The sequence below is a fragment of the Rossellomorea sp. GAMAL-10_SWC genome (assembly GCF_049568075.1).
Lineage (GTDB): Bacteria > Bacillota > Bacilli > Bacillales > Bacillaceae_G > Gottfriedia.
Genome location: NZ_CP144911.1, coordinates 713,199 through 731,145 on the forward strand (window position 1 = coordinate 713,199; position 17,947 = coordinate 731,145).

The window sequence follows — 17,947 nt, forward strand, 5'->3', positions numbered from 1 at the left end:
GAGTTTTACAATGAAAAAGACAAAAAATTTATTATTGAGTTTATGTGTTGCAGGTACCTTACTTTCTACGATGACAAACCAGTCTTTAGCAACGACAAATGAAGAACTTACTCCAGGTGAAACAGCTTACGTCGATGTGTCCGTTTCTACTCAATGGACAACTAATGGTAGATTCCAAGTTAGAGATATTGATGCACCATCTTTAAGCAATCCAGTTGATCCGCGTCAATGGTCAGCCAATATGGAAGATACGGAAGTACGACGTTGGCTAACAAGTTATCTTGAAACACAAGCAGTATATGGTACAAAAGTAACCATTTTAGAGGAATCAGGAGATTGGGTGAAGGTTGCTGTAGAAGGACAACCTACTCCACGTAACTCTTTAGGATATCCTGGTTGGATGCCAAAAAGACAATTAACAACAGATGATCGATTAGAGAATTACAAGGATACCCCATTTATGATGGTTTCTAGTCAAACAGCTTGGTTGTATGATGGAAAAGCCCTAAATCATAAGTTTATGGAGATAAGCTTTAATACAAGATTACCTGTTATTAAAGACTTTGGGGATGTCGTAATGGTTGCAACGCCAGATGATGGAAATAAATTTATTAAAAAAGAAGATGTGGCAGTCTATCAAAATGATAAACAATTTCCAAAGGCAACGCCTGAAAATTTAATTAATACGGCGAAGAAGTTCCTTGGCTTACGCTACTTATGGGCTGGTGTATCAGGATTTGGTTTTGATTGCTCAGGCTTTACATATAGCTTATTTAAGTCATATGGTATAACAATTCCACGAGACTCAGGTCCTCAATCTAAGAGCGGTATAGAAGTTAAAAAAGATGAGATTCAACCTGGTGATCTATTATTCTTTGCAAGTAACAATGGAACAGGATCAGTACATCACGTTGCAATGTATATCGGTGGTGGTTTAATGATTCAGGCTCCTAATGCTGCTAGAAGTGTTGAAATCATTCCTTTAAACACTCCTGGCTATATCGAAGAATTTTCTGGTGCTCGTCGTTATTGGCAAGAATAATTAAGTAGATAGAAATAGAAATGTTGAAAAATCATGAACAATTGCACTTGTTCATGGTTTTTTTATTTTTACTAGGATACTAGATTTAATTTGCTTTTTCTATGCTGATTGCTCATTAAATGTATTGTTTTAATTGGAAAAAATTGGAGTGTAGTAATATTGATTCATTTTGAATAAAGTCTATCACTCTCAACTTGCTTGTCCCATAGGATAGAGGGAAAGAGATAGGATCTCGAACGAGAAAATGCTATTTTCTCGTTTTCTATCATTTCTTTCTTATTTTAATAGGAAAGGAGGGTTATATGTTGGCTTCCATTCAAAAAAGTGTAGATTCTTCCAGCCTAGCTGAAGTAATCGACCGTATTCTTGATAAAGGTGTTGTGATTGATGCATTTGTAAGAGTATCGCTTGTCGGCATTGAGCTTTTAGCAATTGAAGCTCGTGTTGTCATCGCTAGTGTTGATACTTGGTTACGATATGCAGAAGCAGTAGGATTACTGAAAGACGAGGAAGAAGAAGTTGCTTAAGCAAGTAGGGCCAAGGCTTTATGCTTTGGTCTACTTTTTAGACAAGGAGGCTATTATGGAAATAATTAAAATACTAGAAGTAGTAAAAACTTTTTTTGGGCAGTATATTCGACCAGTTCATAAAATTACTCACGTCCATAAATCAGACAAAGGCTGGGAACTAACCGTTGAGGTAATTGAAGAAAAAGAATATATGAAAGCCCACGCTAAAGATGAGTTATTAGGAGTTTATTTTGTTTTGCTTAGTGCTGAGTTAGAAATTGTTTCATTTCAAAGAAAGTCACTGCGAGCTAGAAGCGCAATTCTACATGAGTGAGGGGGAAGAACTATGGAAAAAAGTTTTATATCGTCTCCTTATTTGAATAGCTTAACAGAAAGGGTACTGTCTTATTTAAAGTCTGGGTTTTCAGTTCATCTTACAGGACCAGCGGGCGTTGGAAAAACATCGCTTGCTCTTCATATTGCAAAACAAATGGGTCGACCATCACTGTTAATTCATGGGAATCATGAAATGACTAATAAGGATTTGCTTGGTAGTTTTAACGGATTTACCAAGAAAAAAATGATTGATAATTATATTCATTCCGTTTACAAAAAGGAAGAAACAATCAAAGAAACATGGGTTAACGGTCCCTTAATAGAAGCTGCAACAAAAGGATATACATTGATTTATGATGAATTCACTCGATCTCACCCAGAAACTAACACCTTATTTTTATCAATTTTGGAAGAAAGGGTGATTCCTCTATATGGAATGAAAAGGAAGGAATCTTTTTTGCCAGTGCATCCTAACTTTTCCGTTATTTTTATAAGCAATCCGCAGGAGTATGTTGGTGTATTTGAAGCGCAAGATGCTCTACTAGACCGCATGATTACGATTCCGTTAGAAAAAATGGATGATGAAACAGAGTGCACCATCCTATCACAAATAACTGGATTATCTGAAAAAGAATGTCTTTATATTGTTAATTTAGTGCAATTTGTCCGTTTTCAATGTAGAAAATTTGAACCTCAAAGTCTCCGTACTTCTTTCAAATTAGCCGTGATTGCAATTCAAAATAATATTCCCATTACAATTTATGATCAACAGTTTCAGAGCTTATGCACAGATATTTTTTGGTTTCATCTAAAACAAGCTGGTAAAGTTCAAACCTATTCACAAGCAAAACAATTCATTGTAAAATCTGTTAGTTTACAAATGGAGGGAAGTTGAAATGAGCGAAGGTGTTTATCCATTTTGTATCATCCAAACAAATAGCGATCCCGATTTTGGTTACACAAAGTGGGAAGGAAAGGAAATCAAACTATATCCAGTCCGATATAAAGAAATTGTGATGATTGTTGCAGATGTCCCTGATCAGGACTACCTTCCAACTCGTGCAAATTTACTAGCCCATCAAAGTGTGATCTCTTTTGTTATGCAACGGTTTACCGTCGTTCCAATGAGTTTTAATAATGTATTTTCCGCTTCAGAAGAGATCCAATTATTACTAGAAAAACTGTATGAGGAACTGCAATCAATCTTTCAGAAAATAAACAATAAAATTGAGCTTGGTTTAAAAATCATTGCACGCAAGGAGTGGTTAGAAGAAGAAATACGGATGAATGGAGAAATACAAAAACTTAAGGATAAGGTAAATCAGCAGAAAGAAGCAGCTTTTTATGAAAAGATTAAACTTGGAGAAAAAACAAAAGACTTTTTTTATTCTCTGCACCACAGTCTATACAAAGCGATTTATTCACCCCTTTCTACCCTTTCGAGTGCCTCTAAATCAAACCCTCCTATATACGAAACAATGCTTCTTAATGCTGCTTTTTTAATCAATCGCGACCAAGAAGAAATCTTTGATAAAAAAGTTAATGAGCTCTATGAACTATGGAAGAATAAAGTAGAATTTAAATACTCTGGACCATGGCCTGCTTATAACTTTATTCAGTTAACGATAACGGCAGGAGATCGGTCATGATTTTTAAAGCTTTAGCCTTTCCACTAAAATCAATCATTCTATTAGGTGAAAAAATAAAGGAGGAAGCTGATCGCGTTTTATTTGACTCGAAATCGATTGAGCAACAATTGATCCGTCTACAAATGATGTATGAATTAGGAGAAATTTCACAGGGCATTTATGAACAACAGGAAGAGGAATTACTTTTGCGGTATCAGGTCGCAAAAGCGAAAGAACGGGAGGCAGACAATTGAGCATTTATTTATATGGTTTGCTACCGACAAATCAACTAGAAGAATCACCTTTTTATGCAGTGAAGGGGATTGACAGTGATCAAACTTGTTTTGAAATTGTTGAAAAAGTAACCGCAGTTTTCTGTTATTTAAGAGAGGAAGAAGTTGGCGAATCTGTTCTAAAAGAGAAGATGGACAATCCAAAATGGGTACACAAAAATGCAGTTCATCATCATGAAACAATTGTGACTTATTCTAAAAACTACTTATTTCTTCCTTCTAAGTTTTGTACGATCTATTCAAGTATTGAAAAATTAAGAGAGGATTTGTCGCAGGAGCAGCTTAATATCGTTTCTCTTTTTGAACAATTAAAAGAAAAAGAGGAATGGAATGTAAAGATGTACTATGATAAAACGAAATTTTTTAAAGTATTGGAGCGACATAGTAAAGTAATCCAAAATATGAGGGATGAGTTGAAAGTATTATCTCCTGGGAAACAATTCTTTATGAAGAAAAAACAAGCACAACTACTCGAAAATGAAGCGCAAACTGAACTACGTTTAATAACTCAATCCTTGGATAATACACTAATTAATTCAACGTTTGGCAATAAAACAAGAGAAAATTGGAGCCGAAATGCTACTGGAAGAAATGTCGATATGATTTACAACAGTACTTCTCTAATTTTAAAAGACAGCAGAAAGAAATTTGAACTGCAACTAAATGAATTTAGTCAAAAGTATGTGGATAAAGGAATTATTGTTGAGATTTCTGGACCATGGCCATTCTATCATTTTGCAAGTTTGGATTCTAGAAAGACATGAACAGTAAAAATGATAATATCACATTATTAGATATATTAGATGGAGTTTTAGATAAAGGCGTAGTTATTACTGGTGATCTCATTCTTTCTATTGCGGATATTGACTTGGTCTATGTGAATATTTGCTTACTAGTAACAGCAGTAGAATCGATGCATGATAGGAGGATAAAAAATGTCAGCGAATCGGGGAATAGCTGAGAGAATTAATATGAATCCAGAAGATGTTGAACACGGATTAGCAGAACTAGTGCTTACAATTTTGGAATTGCTAAGGCAACTAGTAGAACGGCAAGCTATGAAAAGGGTTGAGGGCGGCACACTTACGGATGAACAAATTGAAAATCTTGGTATAGCTCTTTTAAATTTAGAAGAAAAGATGGAAGAATTAAAGATTGTTTTTGGACTTGAAGGAAAAGACTTAAATATAGATTTAGGACCTTTAGGAAACTTAATGTAAGGAGGGCGAAAACATGCAACATTCAGCACAATCTACTAATATTTTAGATATTTTAGAGAAAATCTTAGATAAAGGAATCGTCATCGCAGGAGATATTAAAATCGCTTTGGCAGATGTCGAATTACTCACAATTAAAATTCGTCTTGTTGTTGCTTCAATCGATAAAGCGATGGAAATTGGGTTAAATTGGTGGCAGGATGATCCGTATTTTAATTCAAGTGTAAAAGGCAAGCTTTTGAATGATCGGATTAATCGGATAGAAGACAAGCTTGGTATACAGCAAGATGAGTAGTGTGGTCAAATGGCTTTGTCCATATTCTTATGTAGATTTTCTATCATATCAATAATGCAGCGACCCAATTGGGCTGCTGCATTACATTTTTATAAAAATAAAAACTTTCACATGTAAAAACTCTATGCTTTCATTGAAACAAGCTTAAAACTCCTACGTATTAAGAATATCAATCTCAATCTTCGGTTCAATCGTCATTTTTGGATAATCTTTTCTCCAATTTAAAGACTTCCAAATAGTTGGATGGAATGCTTTTAATTCCCTTCCAATACCGAGAACATCTGCATTTGCTGATTGCATTGTCTTTATTGTTTCCAATGCCATTTTTTCAAAGTGTTTACTTAGAATTTTTTCCATTTTAGCATAATCAGGTTTTATCTTATGACCTTCTTTACCAAGTTCGAAAGTACTAACTTGCATCTTTACTTTTATCTTGATATTCGGAAATTTATTTTTCTCATTGGAAACGGTTATTTTTGAAAAGTTCCTTTTCACAGTAAACCCATAATTATTTTTTTTCGCAGATTCAGAATATGATTTTTCGCCATTTTTACCTGATAAATTTCCGGTCAACCTTTCCAAATTACCAGTAAATCTTTGCCTTCCTTTAGTTCCTCCTTCCAGTAACATCATCAGTTTTACTTGATCTCTATCAAGTGCTTTACCAGTAGGCTTACCACTTCGGTATAATAACGCACCACTTAGTTCCATGTGCGAATTTATTGGACTTAGCATAGGTAATGCTATATCACATAAAGGATCATCTCGGGATTGTATAAAATTCATCTTCGAAACAGTTGGAATCGTTCTGTTCTTCTCCATTGAGACAACAAACTCATTTAAATCTTTCGAAAACTCTTTTTTTGGATCTGAAGCTTTTTCAAATACTTTCGAAAGATCCCCGTCAACTACAAATATGGGGGTATTAATAGACGAATAGGGTGCTCTGAGTAAAAAATCTAGCTCTGAAACAGGATCAACTGAAGCGAAACTTTTACTTATTAAAGTAACCCTAGTACTAATCCCTATGAAAGGAGACTGCTCAGTAAATTCCCACTGGCCAATTGCCTCTGCTAATGTTGGTCCTTTAAGCACTGTCACTTCAGAAATAGGTTCACCTGTACCTTGTCCAGTGCTTTTAAGCTTAGTGATGAGAAAAAAAACATCTACTCCACCATTTTTTTCGTTAAGGTCAAAACCGTTTACATCAACCAGATGAAGCTTTTTTAAGTCCAATCGATCCCAACATCCGGTTAGAAGTGGCAATAGAAGCAATAAAATAAAGGTTTTTTTCATTTACTCGCCACCTTTTTTTTTACAATAGATATTAGTAGAAGTATTGTAGGCAATCCCAAAATGATGATTGCTGTTGAAATGTTATGATATTTAGAAAATTTGGGAATCAGCTGTCTTTCAGTAAACAATATTCCTGCCACAAAACATAAGATTGTGATAACCCACACTAAAAGTGAATGTTTCTGAATTTCTTTTTTACCAAGAAAGGCTAAATAACGAGCGGACAAGAACAAGTAAATATATGCTGTAACTAAAGATACTGATAGCCAAATGGTTATAAAGAGTATATCTAGACTTTGTACTATTGGCCATCTGAACTTACGAAGAATAAAAATCAATGGTTCCGGGATATGATTTAATTGCTTTTCGCTAAAGTTGTACGTCACTATAAAAGCTATAAATATGTAAAAAAGTGTTGTGATCCCGTTAGCGACAGACATAGCAACTAAAATATCTTTCTTTTTTTTACATTTTACATATGGAAATACGTACAAAAGAAGCTCATATCCAGCAAACGCCCAAAATGCTGGGAGAGCACCTTTTAAAATCGGAGCAATCCCATGAGTACCGATTGGTAGAAAATGACGTATATCTCCGTTTCCAAAACCACTAATAAAAATGATTACAAAACATAAAAAGAACATAAGCATTATAGATTGTGTAATAGTTGATATTGAACGAAGTGTTGAAGAAGCAATATACCCAGCGATTAAAATTATTAGGCCGATTAGAACGAACCAAGGTGTTTCAAATAACAACCATCGATTTATAACATCTGCATAAGAAACAACGATCATCAAACAAGATTCTGCACAGTATGCTGCAAATAGCAAGTTTAAAATCAATCCTAATGGTTTTCCGGTAATTGAAGTAATATACTGTTGTATCGGTCGATCGGGATAGGTTTTTCCAAGTTGATAGACAACCAGGATTCCAATTTGAGCTATGATCCCTCCAATAATAAGAGACATCCAGGAGTCATAGCCTGATATTTGAGACATTTTATAAGGGATTGATAAAACACTGACACCGACTTGATTCAATACTACAAGACAAATAAGTTGATTAATGGAAATCTTTTTTAATTGAATCATTCAGTCTCCCCCTTAGGACTTCCCATTCTAGTTTCGTCTTTAGCAAGGCTTTCTATAGGACGTTTTTTCAGGCTCCTAATCGGTGCTCTAAAAATCGTATCTTTAATCGTATCGCCGTTAAACCAATTATAAAAGTACGGAATCCCAAATGTATTCATCCGAGATAAATGTGTTAAAACTAACAAATATGAGATTTCCAATCCGATTAAGCCAAAAACTGCAGCCATGACGATAAAAGGAAAAGTTAATAAGCGAGCAGTATTACTCATTTCATACGAAGGTATAATGAATGAAGCAATACCGGTAAGTGCTGTAATGATTACCATCATATTTGAAATTAGATTGGATTGAACAACGACGGTTCCAATTACGATACCACCGACGACACCAATCGTCTGACCAATTGGATTTGGTAAACGAACAGTTGCTTCTTTTAAGATCTCGAGTATGGCTAGCATTGTGATTGCTTCTAATACTGGTGGCATAGAAACGTATTGCATAGAGCTTTGCAAGGTTAGTGCAAATTCTAATGGGAGAACTCTAGGGTCAAAAGTCACAAGTGCTACATAAATTCCAGGTAAACTAATTGCAAATATAAAACAGAGGATACGTAGAAATCTTAATACACTTCCGAATAACCAACTAACTTGGTAATCATCTGGACTTTGAAAAAATGCCCAAAACGAAATTGGAACGAATGCACATTCTGGCGCACCATCGGTTAAAAAACCAATTTTTCCATCCATCAAGTAAGATTTTACTCGGTCTGGTGTTTCTGTTATGAGCGTTTTTGGAAATAGAGTGAATTTTTTATCTTGTATTAGTTCTGGAAAAAATCCTGGCGCATCAATATAATCTATATCAACATTAGTAATTCTACGTTCAAATTCCTGTAAAACAACATCATTAGCAAGTGACTGTAAATAAATTATAGCAACCTTTGTGTTCGACCTACGCCCAACTTGAAAATACCTAACGACAAGATCCGGTGTAGCAACAAGGTTTCGAATAATATTGAGATTCGTATTCAGATTTTCATTAAATGCTTTGTGTGATCCACGTAAAACACGTTCATTCATTGGAACGTTTACTGAACGTTCTTTAATTAGCTCGGTTCTAAGTAGATAAAGCTTTGATTCGCCATCGATTTGGACAACTGATTTACCTTCAATTAGCGCATTAGAAGCAACGGATAGAAGTTCCGTTTCACTGTAATCGAGAATTGAAACGGCTTCACGTACACTGACATTTGGATTGTTAAGCAAAGGCCGTATAATAAATTCTTGCACCGATTTATCATCGATCATGGTATCCATATAAAATAACCGGTAACGTCGGTCATTGCTCCCGAAATCACTTGATTTAAAATCAGAACTATTAAATAGCAATTCCCGAAGCGATTTTTCATTTTTGTCTATATTTCGGTCTGCTATCATTTAATGCTCCTCGTTTCTGTGGTTGGTAATTTTATCCTATTTTTCCCATTATTTTTGTTACTATTCGGTCCTTTAAAATGTAGATATTTTCTGTTTTTTTAAATTTTATTTTTGAACAACAGAACGTTTTACTGTACGTTTTTATTGAATTCACATATAATACATATAGAAGGGTTGTGAAAACATTGGGATTGTCTATAAAATTGGAGAACTAGCAAAAGAAGTGGGAGTGTCTAAGCGCACAATTGATTATTATACAAATCTTGGATTACTTGAACCGAAACGTTCAGATTCTGGGCATCGCTTTTATGATGAAGCTTCTTTAGAAACGTTAAAATTTATTGAGCAATGCAAATCAATGCACTTACCACTCCAAGAAATAAAAGAGATTTTAGATAAGAAAAAATCAATGATTCCAGATCAGAGTATTGCCCCTCTAACAGAGGAAGTAACTGTTCATATGAATCAGTTACAGAATGAATTGTCACAATTAAAATATTTACTAGAAAATTTAACTGAAGAACAAAAACTAAATATTATCCGTCAGTTAACGTCACAAACATCAGAATTAATTCAGACGTTATTGTCATTTATTCTTTAAAAGGAGAGAATGTGAATGTTTTTTCATCCTATGGATTTCCTTATTTTAATTGCCTTCGGATTATCGATTTGGGCACAATTTAAAGTGAAATCTAGTTTTAATCACTGGGCTGAAGTACCAGCATCAGGAGGATTAACTGGAGCTGAAGTAGCTAGATATATATTAAATAATAATAATTTACCTCACGTACCAGTGGAAGTAGTACCTGGCCGTTTATCAGATCATTATGATCCTATGGCAAGAACAGTTCGTTTATCAGAAGAAGTATACTATGGAAGATCGATTGCATCTGTATCAGTCGCAGCACACGAAGTAGGTCATGCGATACAGCATGATACCTCATATGGTTTCTTAACACTTCGTCATCGAATTTTTCCTATTGTTAACATTGCATCAGGAGCAGCTCCATTACTACTACTAGCAGGATTTTTACTTCAAGCATTTTCTTTAATTGGAGTAGGGATTTTACTATTCTCAGTAGCAGTAGCTTTTCAATTGATCACTTTACCAGTTGAATATAATGCAAGTTCAAGAGCAAAGAAATTAATGCTAGCAGGAGGAATGATCCACGATTCCGACAGAAAAGGTGTAAATAAGGTTTTAGGAGCTGCTGCTCTTACGTATTTAGCGGCAACCTTAATTTCAGTTTTAGAATTAGTAAAATATTTATTTATATTTTTCCAAGGACAAACTGAAGAAGAATAAAATTAGTCAAAAAGATGATTTCGTGATGTATTCGAAATCATCTTTTTTGTTTGAAAAATTAAATTTAAATTGGTTAGTATGTTTAAAATTTCGATGTCTAAAATAGTAAATAGGTTTTTATTTTTGGAAGATTTATGTATTTTTGTAACCTTAGCTTTTTTAATACTAAATGTTGTACAATTAAGTGGTTAAAAAAATGGGGGAAAATTATGACACTTTCGGCAATTGAACATTTTTTAAATACATACAAAGACTATGCTGTCATCTTGAGTATTCTAATTAATGTTCTAATTAGTATTGTTGGTATTATACCAGCTTGGTTTTTGACAGCGATCAATATTAAATTATTCGGTTTTACTGGTGGATTTTTAGTCTCTTTCATAGGTGAATTAGTTGGTACATTCGTATCATTCGTTTTATATAGAAAGGGTTTACAAAAAAGATTTATTAGTAATTCAACAAAATTTAAAGGATTAAATAGGCTATTAAGCTTAGAAGGAAAAGAAGCTTTTTACGGGGTGCTATTTTTACGTTTTATTCCTTTTATTCCATCTAGTTTGATTACATTGTTTGCAGCCTTTGGGAAAATCACATGGTCAAGCTTCATGTTAGCTAGTTTGTTTGGTAAGTTACCAGTCATATTATTTGAATCGTATTCTGTTAATCAAGTGCTAGAGTTCACTTTATTCGGTAAAGTTATTTTGGGACTGTTAATTATCGTCTTGCTAATCTATTTTTATAGAAAACGATTTACTGTTTTTGTGAAGAATAAAATTTAAAAAAGATGTAAAAAAGCTCAAACCTAATATAAGGGTTTGAGCTTTTTTTTTTATAATACAACTAACTAAAATGGAATTAAAACCGAAAAGGATAACTATCTTTAACTTTTAAGTAGTAAGCTTTCATAATCATTAGTTAATAACTGACAACCCTTACATAAACATGTCTAAATTAATTTATTTAATCATATATTGAAATACCTCAATTTTAGAAAAAGCTTTACCTTTTTAGAAAGATTGAAAGTAATTAATTCTTACTTGAAAACGGCTGAAATTTTACTGTTGTATGGAATGAATGATAGAAAATCATTGGATAAATCGTATAATCCGCTTTCTTAAAAAGTAACTTTATAGCCTAATAGGAGGGTGTTGTTAGTGAATAGAGTTTCGTTAGAGAATTTATCGAAGAACTTTGAAGAAGTACATTCTGGATTATCCGATCGGGAAGCATTTGAAGAAGCACATCGTTGTCTTTATTGCTATGATGCCCCATGTATTAAAGCATGTCCAACTGGGATTGACATTCCAACGTTTATAAAGAAAATTGGTTCAGGCAATTTAAAGGGATCAGCGAAAACGATTATGTCATCTAATCCTGTTGGAGCAAGCTGTGCTCGTGTTTGTCCTACAGAAGAACTGTGCGAAGGTGCATGTGTACTAAAATCTTCTACAAAACCGATTATGATTGGCAATTTACAACGGTATGCAACTGATTGGGCGATAAAAAATAATCAAGTATTATTTAAGGCTGGAAAAAAGAACGGAAAATCTGTTGCAATCATTGGTAGTGGTCCTTCCGGTTTAGCAGCTGCTCGTGAACTTGCCCTCTTAGGCTACGAAGTAACTATTTTTGAAGCGGAAAATCATGCTGGAGGATTAAATCGTTATGGAATCGTTTCTTTTAGGTTACCAAAGTGTATATCAAGCTGGGAAGTTCAGCAAATTGAAAACCTGGATGTCAAAATTCAAACGAATACTAGAGTCGGTTCAGATATTTCTTCAGATGAATTATTAGCAAACTATGATATGGTCGTTCTGGCTATAGGGATGGGGAAAGTTCCGATGCTAGATATACAGGGAGAGGATTTGGACGGAGTATACGATGCGATTGATTTTGTAAAAGAGACAAAATCCGGGGAGCTATCAAATCGTTTTATTGGTAAAAACATTGCTGTAATAGGTGCGGGCAATACTGCAATTGATGCTGCGACATGTTCTGTTCGTTTAGGTGCAGGCAATGTCAAAATTTTATATCGTAGGACACAATCAGAAATGAGTGCTTATCAATTTGAATATGATTTTGCTAAGCAAGATGGTGTGGAATTCCGATGGCTAACATTACCTATACGAATAATTGGTGAAAATGGAAAAGTAATTGCACTTGAGTGTGTTCAATTGGAATTAGGTGATGTTGGAAAAGACGGTCGCCGCAGGCCTGTACTTATTCCTGATTCCAATTTCACGATTCCGGTAGATGGAGTCATAAAAGCGATCGGGCAAACTCGCTATACAGAGTTAATCGAACAATTTCATTTAGAACACAAAGATGGCGTTGTAAAAATTAACCAAGAAACATTTCAGACGTCTAATCCTAAAGTTTTTGCGTGTGGTGATGTCATTTTTGGAAAAGGGCAAGGAGAAGCGATGGTAGTGACTGCAGCACAACAAGGAAAAGAAGTAGCTTATGCGATTCATAAACAGTTAAACACTTAAAAGGAGGTTTTCTTTCATGGCAGATCTACGAATCAATCTTGCGGGTATACAGTCACCTAACCCATTTTGGCTAGCTTCTGCACCTCCAACAAATTCGGGTTATCAAGTACAACGCGCGTTTGAAGCTGGTTGGGGTGGGGCTGTTTGGAAAACGTTAGGAGAACCAATTATTAATACCTCCTCACGATTTGCTGCAATTAACTTTAACGGACAAAGAGTTGCAGGATTTAATAATATTGAATTGATTTCCGATCGACCTCTTGAAGTAAATTTAAAAGAAATTTATGAAACGAAAAAAAGATTTCCTGACCGAGCGATTATCGCATCACTTATGGTTGAACCGCAGCAATATAAATGGCACGAAATCGTAAAAAGAGTAGAGGATGTTGGGGTTGATGGTTTAGAACTGAACTTTGGCTGTCCACATGGAATGGCAGAAAGAGGAATGGGATCTGCATCCGGTCAAGTTCCTGAATTAGTAGAGCAACAAACTTTTTGGGTAAAAGAAGTTGCGAAGACACCTGTCATTGTAAAACTAACTCCAAACATTACTGATATTACCGTAACGGCTGAAGCGGCAGTTCGAGGTGGAGCTGACGCAGTCAGTATGATTAATACAATTAATAGTTTAATGGGAGTAGATTTAGATTCTTGGAATACAATTCCCCATGTTGCCGGGAAGGGAGCACATGGTGGTTATTGTGGACCTGCAGTAAAACCTATTGCATTAAATATGGTGGCAGAATGTGCACGGAATCCACGGATATCAGTTCCAATATCCGGGATTGGTGGTATTTCAAATTGGCAAAATGCAGTAGAGTTTTTATTAATGGGAGCGACTGGCGTTCAAATTTGTACTGCAGCAATGCATCATGGTTTCCGTATTGTTGAAGACATGATTGATGGTTTAAATAATTATTTAGATGAAAAAGGTCTTTCCTCAGTAACGGAGCTAGTAGGGAAAGCAGTTCATAAATATTCAGATTGGGGAAATTTAGATTTAAATTATCAAGTAGTTGCTAGGATTGATACCGAGGAATGCATTAACTGTAATAAATGCCATATTGCTTGTGAAGATACATCTCACCAATGTATAGATATGTCAGTAGATGAAAATGGAAAGTCATATTTAAAGGTTCGGGAGGAAGACTGCGTAGGATGTAATTTATGCAAAATCGTCTGTCCGGTGGAAGATGCAATTAACATGGTAGAAATTCCAAGTAAACAGCCTTCGATGACTTGGAATGATCGCCAACAAGCTTTAAAGCTATTAGCACGATCTAACCAATATTCAATTTTAAAGGGGGGAAGGAAAAGAAAATGAAGAAAATCATTCGAAATGGAACGATCGTTACTGCAACGGATACTTACAAGGCTGATATTTTAATAGAGGAAAATAAAATTACTGCAATTGGACGAAATTTAGATTGTACGGATGCTGAAATGATTGATGCAACAGATCATTATATTTTTCCAGGTGGAGTAGATCCACATACGCATTTAGATATGCCATTTGGTGGAACAGTCACAAAAGATGATTTTGAATCAGGAACGATTGCAGCTGCCTTTGGTGGGACAACGACAATTATTGATTTTTGTTTAACGAATAAAGGAGAGCCACTCCAAAAATCCATTGAAACATGGCATGAAAAATCGAAAAACAAAGCAGTGATTGATTATAGTTACCATCTTATGATTGGCGAAATAAATGATGAAGTATTACAAGAGTTACCTAGAGTAATAGAAAAAGAGGGAATTACATCATTTAAAGTATTTATGGCTTATAAAAATGTATTTCAAGCTGATGATGCGACTTTATACCGTACGTTATTAGCAGCAAAAGAATATGGGGCATTAGTCATGGTGCATGCAGAAAATGGAGATGTTGTAGATTATTTAATCAATCAAGCTTTAGCTGAAGGAAAGGTAGAACCTATTTACCATGCATTGACACGTCCTCCAGAAGTAGAGGGTGAAGCGACAGGAAGAGCGGCTACATTAACTGGACTTGCAAATTCACAATTATATGTGGTACATGTTACTTGCGCGGAGGCTGTTGAAAAAATAACAGAAGCCCGAAATAATGGAATTGATATATGGGGAGAAACATGCCCACAATACTTAGTGCTTGATCAGTCTATGCTAGAAAAGCCTGAATTTGAAGGTGCAAAATACGTTTGGTCTCCACCACTTCGTGAAAAATGGAACCAAGATGTGTTATGGAATGCATTAAAAAATGGAAATCTTCAAACTTTAGGCTCCGATCAATGTTCTTTTGACTTCAAAGGTCAAAAGGATCTAGGCCGAGACGATTTTTCAAAAATTCCAAACGGAGGACCAATGATTGAAGACCGAGTAAGCATCTTGTTCTCTGAAGGCGTTAAAAAAGGCAGAATATCTTTAAATCAATTCGTTGACATCTCTTCTACTAGAAGTGCAAAGCTATTTGGTTTATATCCCTCGAAAGGAACAATTGGAGTAGGTTCTGATGCTGATTTGGTTATTTTTGATCCGAATAGAAAAAGAACAATCTCTGCTGAAACACACCATATGGCAGTCGACTATAACGCATTCGAAGGGATGGAAGTAACTGGTGAGCCAGTGAGTGTCTTAGTTCGTGGAGAGTTTGTCATAAAAGAGAAGCAATTTGTTGGTAATGCAGGTAGTGGACAGTACTTAAAGAGAAAGAAGTATGGTGAAACTAGTTTAATAGAAGATTAGTAAGAAGGGAATGAGTAGCTAATGTCAACATATAAGGAGTTTTTAATTGAGAGAAATCAAATAGATTCCCTTATAAAAAAAGGCTACAAGATTAAAAATGTTAGAGAAACGCTAGACGGTGCTTATATTGACTTTGAAAACCAAGATGAAGAGGAGCAGTTTATCACTCTTCATATAATGAATGCTGATACACGGAAGTATTTTGGATCGTTGATTATTCAGCAGTTTGGGATTCATTTGTGAGAATTAGTGAATCGCAGTTAAATTGGTCGCATCACAATTAAATTTAGAGGATCGCAAATGAAATGATCGCATCGCAATTAATGAGGATCGCAAATGAAATGATCACATCGCAATTAAAGTTAGAGAATCGCAAATGAAATGGGCGGCGAACTGCAATTAAAGTTAGAGAATCGCAAATAAAATTGACGAATGCAATTAAAATCCTAGAATCGCAAAGAAAATGGCCGAATCAATTAAAATACGTAAATCGTAATTAAATTGACGGAATCACAAATAAAAATGGCAAAAATGCAATTTACCTTGAAATGGAGTGTTCTAAAAGGTTTAAATAAGCTAGTTTTGCTACTTTTCATTAAAAATGATGCAATATTGGTCTGTTTTTAAACGTATTTACAATGATCGAGCTAAACAGAACGTCCCGCATTAAATGATTCATAAATCAATAATGAATGAAAAATCGCATCTAATCCGTAACTACTTACGGGATATGCGATTTTTTCTAATTAAAAAGGCTTTCCCATTAGTCAATTACCTTAACTAATAGAAAAGCCACAATAATATTTACTCAAATCTACTCGTAATCATTTTTTTCCTTGTATAGAACTCGACACCGTCTGCACCATTTGCATGTAAGTCACCATAGAAAGAGTTTTTCCAACCAGAGAATGGGAAGAAAGCCATTGGTGCTGGCACGCCGATATTTACACCAAGCATTCCGACTTCAATGTTCTCCCTGAAATATCGAATACTTGATGCACTATCTGTAAAGATACAAGCCCCATTTCCAAAGTCTGATTTGTTTGTAAGTTCAATCGCTTCCTCTAATGATTCAACTCTAACGATCGAAAGCACAGGTGCAAATATTTCTTCCTTCCAAATTTTCATTGATGGGTTTACATTATCAAAGATTGTTGGTCCAATAAAATAACCTTTTTCTTTTCGAATTATATCATTTCGTCCATCGCGCAATAAAGTTGCACCTTCTTGAATTCCACATTCAATATATTTTTCCGTTCGTTCGCGATGTTCCTTGCGGATGACCGGACCTAGGAATACATCATCATCTAGTCCATTTCCAATCGTAATGCAATCCGCTTCTATCTTTAACTTTTCGATTAAAGGATCGGCAATATCGCCAACTGCTACGACTACTGAGCATGCCATACAACGTTCACCTGCTGAACCGTATGCGGCTGTAATGATTTGCTTGACCGATTCATCTAAGTTTGCATCCTGTAAAACGATACTATGATTTTTAGCACCAGCTAAAGCTTGAACGCGCTTACCATTTGCAGATGTAGTTTTATACACATATTCTGCCACAGGTTGAGAACCTACAAATGAAATAGCAGGAACATCTTTGTTTTGAAGTAACTCGTTTACAATTTCATGTGCTCCATGAACAATATTAAATACACCCTTTGGAAGCCCTGCTTCGGTAAAGATTTCTGCTAAACGATTTGCAAGAAGTGGAGTACGTTCTGAAGGCTTTAAGATAAACGTGTTTCCACATGCAATCGCTAGTGGGAACATCCAGCAAGGTACCATCATTGGGAAATTAAAAGGCGTTATTCCCCCAACAACACCAACAGGGTATCGATACATCGCCGATTCAATATTTGTTGCAATATCAGGTAATTGTTTACCCATCATTAATGTTGGCGCACCGGCAGCAAATTCTACGCATTCAATTCCACGTTGAACTTCTCCATAAGCCTCAGTATAGCTTTTACCATTCTCAATCGTTATTAGATTAGCAAGTTCATCCCAATGTTTAATTAGCAATTGTTGATATGAAAATAGTATTCTTGCTCTTTTAGGAACAGGGGTTTTACTCCATGTAATAAAAGCTTTTTTAGCTGCTTTTACAGCGGATTCTAAATCTGATTTAGTTGAGAGAGGTACAAATGCTAGTATTTCTTCAGTAGCAGGATTTGGAACTGGAATTGTCTTGGCATTTGGTGAAGCTTCGATCCATTCACCATTTATGAAATTCTTTATAACCTTTATATTAGTTTGTGTAGACATGAATATCACCC

21 protein-coding genes are annotated in these 17,947 nt (G+C 35.1%); 17 read left to right on the forward strand and 4 right to left on the reverse strand.

Features of this window, described 5'->3' with window-relative positions; genetic code table 11:
- Nucleotides 1-10 precede the first annotated feature (10 nt).
- From V5E38_RS03445 to V5E38_RS03490, 10 genes are all read left to right on the forward strand, one after another.
- Nucleotides 11-1,042 carry a C40 family peptidase gene (locus V5E38_RS03445; RefSeq protein WP_499212218.1) on the forward strand — a complete coding sequence of 344 codons (1,032 nt, stop codon included), beginning with the start codon at nucleotides 11-13 and terminating at the stop codon, nucleotides 1,040-1,042.
- 302 nt (nucleotides 1,043-1,344) lie between these two features.
- Complete coding sequence (gvpJ, locus tag V5E38_RS03450) at nucleotides 1,345-1,569, forward strand: gas vesicle protein GvpJ (protein WP_499212219.1); 225 nt, start codon at nucleotides 1,345-1,347, stop codon at nucleotides 1,567-1,569.
- Nucleotides 1,570-1,624: 55 nt separating this feature from the next.
- Nucleotides 1,625-1,885, forward strand: a complete 261-nt coding sequence (locus V5E38_RS03455) for a gas vesicle protein GvpR (protein ID WP_499212220.1) — start codon at nucleotides 1,625-1,627, stop codon at nucleotides 1,883-1,885.
- Between the two features lie 12 nt (nucleotides 1,886-1,897).
- Complete coding sequence (gene gvpN / locus V5E38_RS03460; protein ID WP_499212221.1) at nucleotides 1,898-2,782, forward strand: gas vesicle protein GvpN; 885 nt, start codon at nucleotides 1,898-1,900, stop codon at nucleotides 2,780-2,782.
- Nucleotide 2,783: 1 nt separating this feature from the next.
- Complete coding sequence (locus V5E38_RS03465; RefSeq protein ID WP_499212222.1) at nucleotides 2,784-3,536, forward strand: GvpL/GvpF family gas vesicle protein; 753 nt, start codon at nucleotides 2,784-2,786, stop codon at nucleotides 3,534-3,536.
- Nucleotides 3,533-3,769, forward strand: a complete 237-nt coding sequence (locus V5E38_RS03470; RefSeq protein WP_499212223.1) for a gas vesicle protein GvpG — start codon at nucleotides 3,533-3,535, stop codon at nucleotides 3,767-3,769. Before V5E38_RS03465 ends, V5E38_RS03470 begins: the two co-directional genes overlap by 4 nt.
- On the forward strand, nucleotides 3,766-4,572 hold the full coding sequence (locus tag V5E38_RS03475) for a GvpL/GvpF family gas vesicle protein (RefSeq protein ID WP_499212224.1): 807 nt from the start codon (nucleotides 3,766-3,768) through the stop codon (nucleotides 4,570-4,572). The genes V5E38_RS03470 and V5E38_RS03475 overlap by 4 nt, the downstream gene beginning before the upstream one ends.
- On the forward strand, nucleotides 4,569-4,769 hold the full coding sequence (locus V5E38_RS03480) for a gas vesicle protein (RefSeq protein WP_499212225.1): 201 nt from the start codon (nucleotides 4,569-4,571) through the stop codon (nucleotides 4,767-4,769). Before V5E38_RS03475 ends, V5E38_RS03480 begins: the two co-directional genes overlap by 4 nt.
- Nucleotides 4,744-5,028: a gas vesicle protein K gene (locus V5E38_RS03485; RefSeq protein ID WP_499212226.1), complete on the forward strand. Its 285-nt coding sequence runs from the start codon at nucleotides 4,744-4,746 to the stop codon at nucleotides 5,026-5,028. Before V5E38_RS03480 ends, V5E38_RS03485 begins: the two co-directional genes overlap by 26 nt.
- Nucleotides 5,029-5,041: 13 nt before the next feature.
- Nucleotides 5,042-5,320 (forward strand): gas vesicle protein, encoded by a 279-nt coding sequence (locus tag V5E38_RS03490; RefSeq protein WP_499212227.1) that lies wholly within the window; start codon nucleotides 5,042-5,044, stop codon nucleotides 5,318-5,320.
- A gap of 153 nt (nucleotides 5,321-5,473) precedes the next feature.
- Here the strand turns inward: V5E38_RS03490 and V5E38_RS03495 are convergent, their stop codons facing one another.
- The 3 genes from V5E38_RS03495 to V5E38_RS03505 are packed head-to-tail and all read right to left on the reverse strand — an operon-like array spanning nucleotide 5,474 to nucleotide 9,146.
- Nucleotides 5,474-6,616 carry a Ger(x)C family spore germination protein gene (locus V5E38_RS03495; protein ID WP_499212228.1) on the reverse strand — a complete coding sequence of 381 codons (1,143 nt, stop codon included), beginning with the start codon at nucleotides 6,614-6,616 and terminating at the stop codon, nucleotides 5,474-5,476.
- The gene (locus V5E38_RS03500) at nucleotides 6,613-7,710 is read right to left on the reverse strand and encodes a GerAB/ArcD/ProY family transporter (RefSeq protein WP_499212229.1); all 1,098 of its coding nucleotides are present in this window, start codon (nucleotides 7,708-7,710) and stop codon (nucleotides 6,613-6,615) included. The genes V5E38_RS03495 and V5E38_RS03500 overlap by 4 nt, the downstream gene beginning before the upstream one ends.
- On the reverse strand, nucleotides 7,707-9,146 hold the full coding sequence (locus V5E38_RS03505) for a spore germination protein (protein ID WP_499212230.1): 1,440 nt from the start codon (nucleotides 9,144-9,146) through the stop codon (nucleotides 7,707-7,709). Before V5E38_RS03505 ends, V5E38_RS03500 begins: the two co-directional genes overlap by 4 nt.
- 184 nt (nucleotides 9,147-9,330) lie before the next feature.
- On the opposite strand from V5E38_RS03505, the gene V5E38_RS03510 reads away from it, so the two are divergent.
- The 7 genes from V5E38_RS03510 (at nucleotide 9,331) to V5E38_RS03540 (ending at nucleotide 15,908) form a co-directional block, all read left to right on the forward strand.
- Nucleotides 9,331-9,747 (forward strand): MerR family transcriptional regulator, encoded by a 417-nt coding sequence (locus V5E38_RS03510; RefSeq protein ID WP_499213504.1) that lies wholly within the window; start codon nucleotides 9,331-9,333, stop codon nucleotides 9,745-9,747.
- Between the two features lie 15 nt (nucleotides 9,748-9,762).
- Nucleotides 9,763-10,452, forward strand: coding sequence for a zinc metallopeptidase (locus V5E38_RS03515; RefSeq protein WP_499212231.1), 690 nt, complete (start codon nucleotides 9,763-9,765; stop codon nucleotides 10,450-10,452).
- Nucleotides 10,453-10,661: 209 nt separating this feature from the next.
- On the forward strand, nucleotides 10,662-11,231 hold the full coding sequence (locus tag V5E38_RS03520; RefSeq protein ID WP_175495574.1) for a TVP38/TMEM64 family protein: 570 nt from the start codon (nucleotides 10,662-10,664) through the stop codon (nucleotides 11,229-11,231).
- 375 nt (nucleotides 11,232-11,606) lie between these two features.
- Entirely contained in the window at nucleotides 11,607-12,944 is a 1,338-nt protein-coding gene (locus V5E38_RS03525) for an NAD(P)-dependent oxidoreductase (protein ID WP_499212232.1), read from the forward strand.
- A gap of 16 nt (nucleotides 12,945-12,960) precedes the next feature.
- Complete coding sequence (preA, locus tag V5E38_RS03530) at nucleotides 12,961-14,268, forward strand: NAD-dependent dihydropyrimidine dehydrogenase subunit PreA (RefSeq protein ID WP_499212233.1); 1,308 nt, start codon at nucleotides 12,961-12,963, stop codon at nucleotides 14,266-14,268.
- On the forward strand, nucleotides 14,265-15,665 hold the full coding sequence (hydA, locus tag V5E38_RS03535; RefSeq protein ID WP_499212234.1) for a dihydropyrimidinase: 1,401 nt from the start codon (nucleotides 14,265-14,267) through the stop codon (nucleotides 15,663-15,665). The genes preA and hydA overlap by 4 nt, the downstream gene beginning before the upstream one ends.
- A 21-nt stretch (nucleotides 15,666-15,686) precedes the next feature.
- Nucleotides 15,687-15,908 (forward strand): hypothetical protein, encoded by a 222-nt coding sequence (locus V5E38_RS03540; protein ID WP_499212235.1) that lies wholly within the window; start codon nucleotides 15,687-15,689, stop codon nucleotides 15,906-15,908.
- Nucleotides 15,909-16,469: 561 nt separating this feature from the next.
- Here V5E38_RS03540 and V5E38_RS03545 read toward each other — a convergent pair.
- The gene (locus tag V5E38_RS03545) at nucleotides 16,470-17,936 is read right to left on the reverse strand and encodes a CoA-acylating methylmalonate-semialdehyde dehydrogenase (RefSeq protein ID WP_499212236.1); all 1,467 of its coding nucleotides are present in this window, start codon (nucleotides 17,934-17,936) and stop codon (nucleotides 16,470-16,472) included.
- Nucleotides 17,937-17,947: the final 11 nt, after the last annotated feature.

What these genes read in the sequence shown, in the direction of transcription:
- V5E38_RS03455 (WP_499212220.1), top strand. Translation starts at nt 1,625, where the DNA reads ATGGAAATAATTAAAATACTAGAAGTAGTAAAAACTTTTTTTGGGCAG.
- V5E38_RS03505 (WP_499212230.1), bottom strand. Translation starts at nt 9,146, where the DNA reads ATGATAGCAGACCGAAATATAGACAAAAATGAAAAATCGCTTCGGGAA.
- gvpN (WP_499212221.1), top strand. Translation starts at nt 1,898, where the DNA reads ATGGAAAAAAGTTTTATATCGTCTCCTTATTTGAATAGCTTAACAGAA.
- V5E38_RS03515 (WP_499212231.1), top strand. Translation starts at nt 9,763, where the DNA reads ATGTTTTTTCATCCTATGGATTTCCTTATTTTAATTGCCTTCGGATTA.
- V5E38_RS03490 (WP_499212227.1), top strand. Translation starts at nt 5,042, where the DNA reads ATGCAACATTCAGCACAATCTACTAATATTTTAGATATTTTAGAGAAA.
- hydA (WP_499212234.1), top strand. Translation starts at nt 14,265, where the DNA reads ATGAAGAAAATCATTCGAAATGGAACGATCGTTACTGCAACGGATACT.
- V5E38_RS03465 (WP_499212222.1), top strand. Translation starts at nt 2,784, where the DNA reads ATGAGCGAAGGTGTTTATCCATTTTGTATCATCCAAACAAATAGCGAT.
- V5E38_RS03480 (WP_499212225.1), top strand. Translation starts at nt 4,569, where the DNA reads ATGAACAGTAAAAATGATAATATCACATTATTAGATATATTAGATGGA.
- V5E38_RS03495 (WP_499212228.1), bottom strand. Translation starts at nt 6,616, where the DNA reads ATGAAAAAAACCTTTATTTTATTGCTTCTATTGCCACTTCTAACCGGA.
- preA (WP_499212233.1), top strand. Translation starts at nt 12,961, where the DNA reads ATGGCAGATCTACGAATCAATCTTGCGGGTATACAGTCACCTAACCCA.
- V5E38_RS03470 (WP_499212223.1), top strand. Translation starts at nt 3,533, where the DNA reads ATGATTTTTAAAGCTTTAGCCTTTCCACTAAAATCAATCATTCTATTA.
- V5E38_RS03520 (WP_175495574.1), top strand. Translation starts at nt 10,662, where the DNA reads ATGACACTTTCGGCAATTGAACATTTTTTAAATACATACAAAGACTAT.
- gvpJ (WP_499212219.1), top strand. Translation starts at nt 1,345, where the DNA reads ATGTTGGCTTCCATTCAAAAAAGTGTAGATTCTTCCAGCCTAGCTGAA.
- V5E38_RS03540 (WP_499212235.1), top strand. Translation starts at nt 15,687, where the DNA reads ATGTCAACATATAAGGAGTTTTTAATTGAGAGAAATCAAATAGATTCC.
- V5E38_RS03545 (WP_499212236.1), bottom strand. Translation starts at nt 17,936, where the DNA reads ATGTCTACACAAACTAATATAAAGGTTATAAAGAATTTCATAAATGGT.
- V5E38_RS03500 (WP_499212229.1), bottom strand. Translation starts at nt 7,710, where the DNA reads ATGATTCAATTAAAAAAGATTTCCATTAATCAACTTATTTGTCTTGTA.
- V5E38_RS03485 (WP_499212226.1), top strand. Translation starts at nt 4,744, where the DNA reads ATGTCAGCGAATCGGGGAATAGCTGAGAGAATTAATATGAATCCAGAA.
- V5E38_RS03445 (WP_499212218.1), top strand. Translation starts at nt 11, where the DNA reads ATGAAAAAGACAAAAAATTTATTATTGAGTTTATGTGTTGCAGGTACC.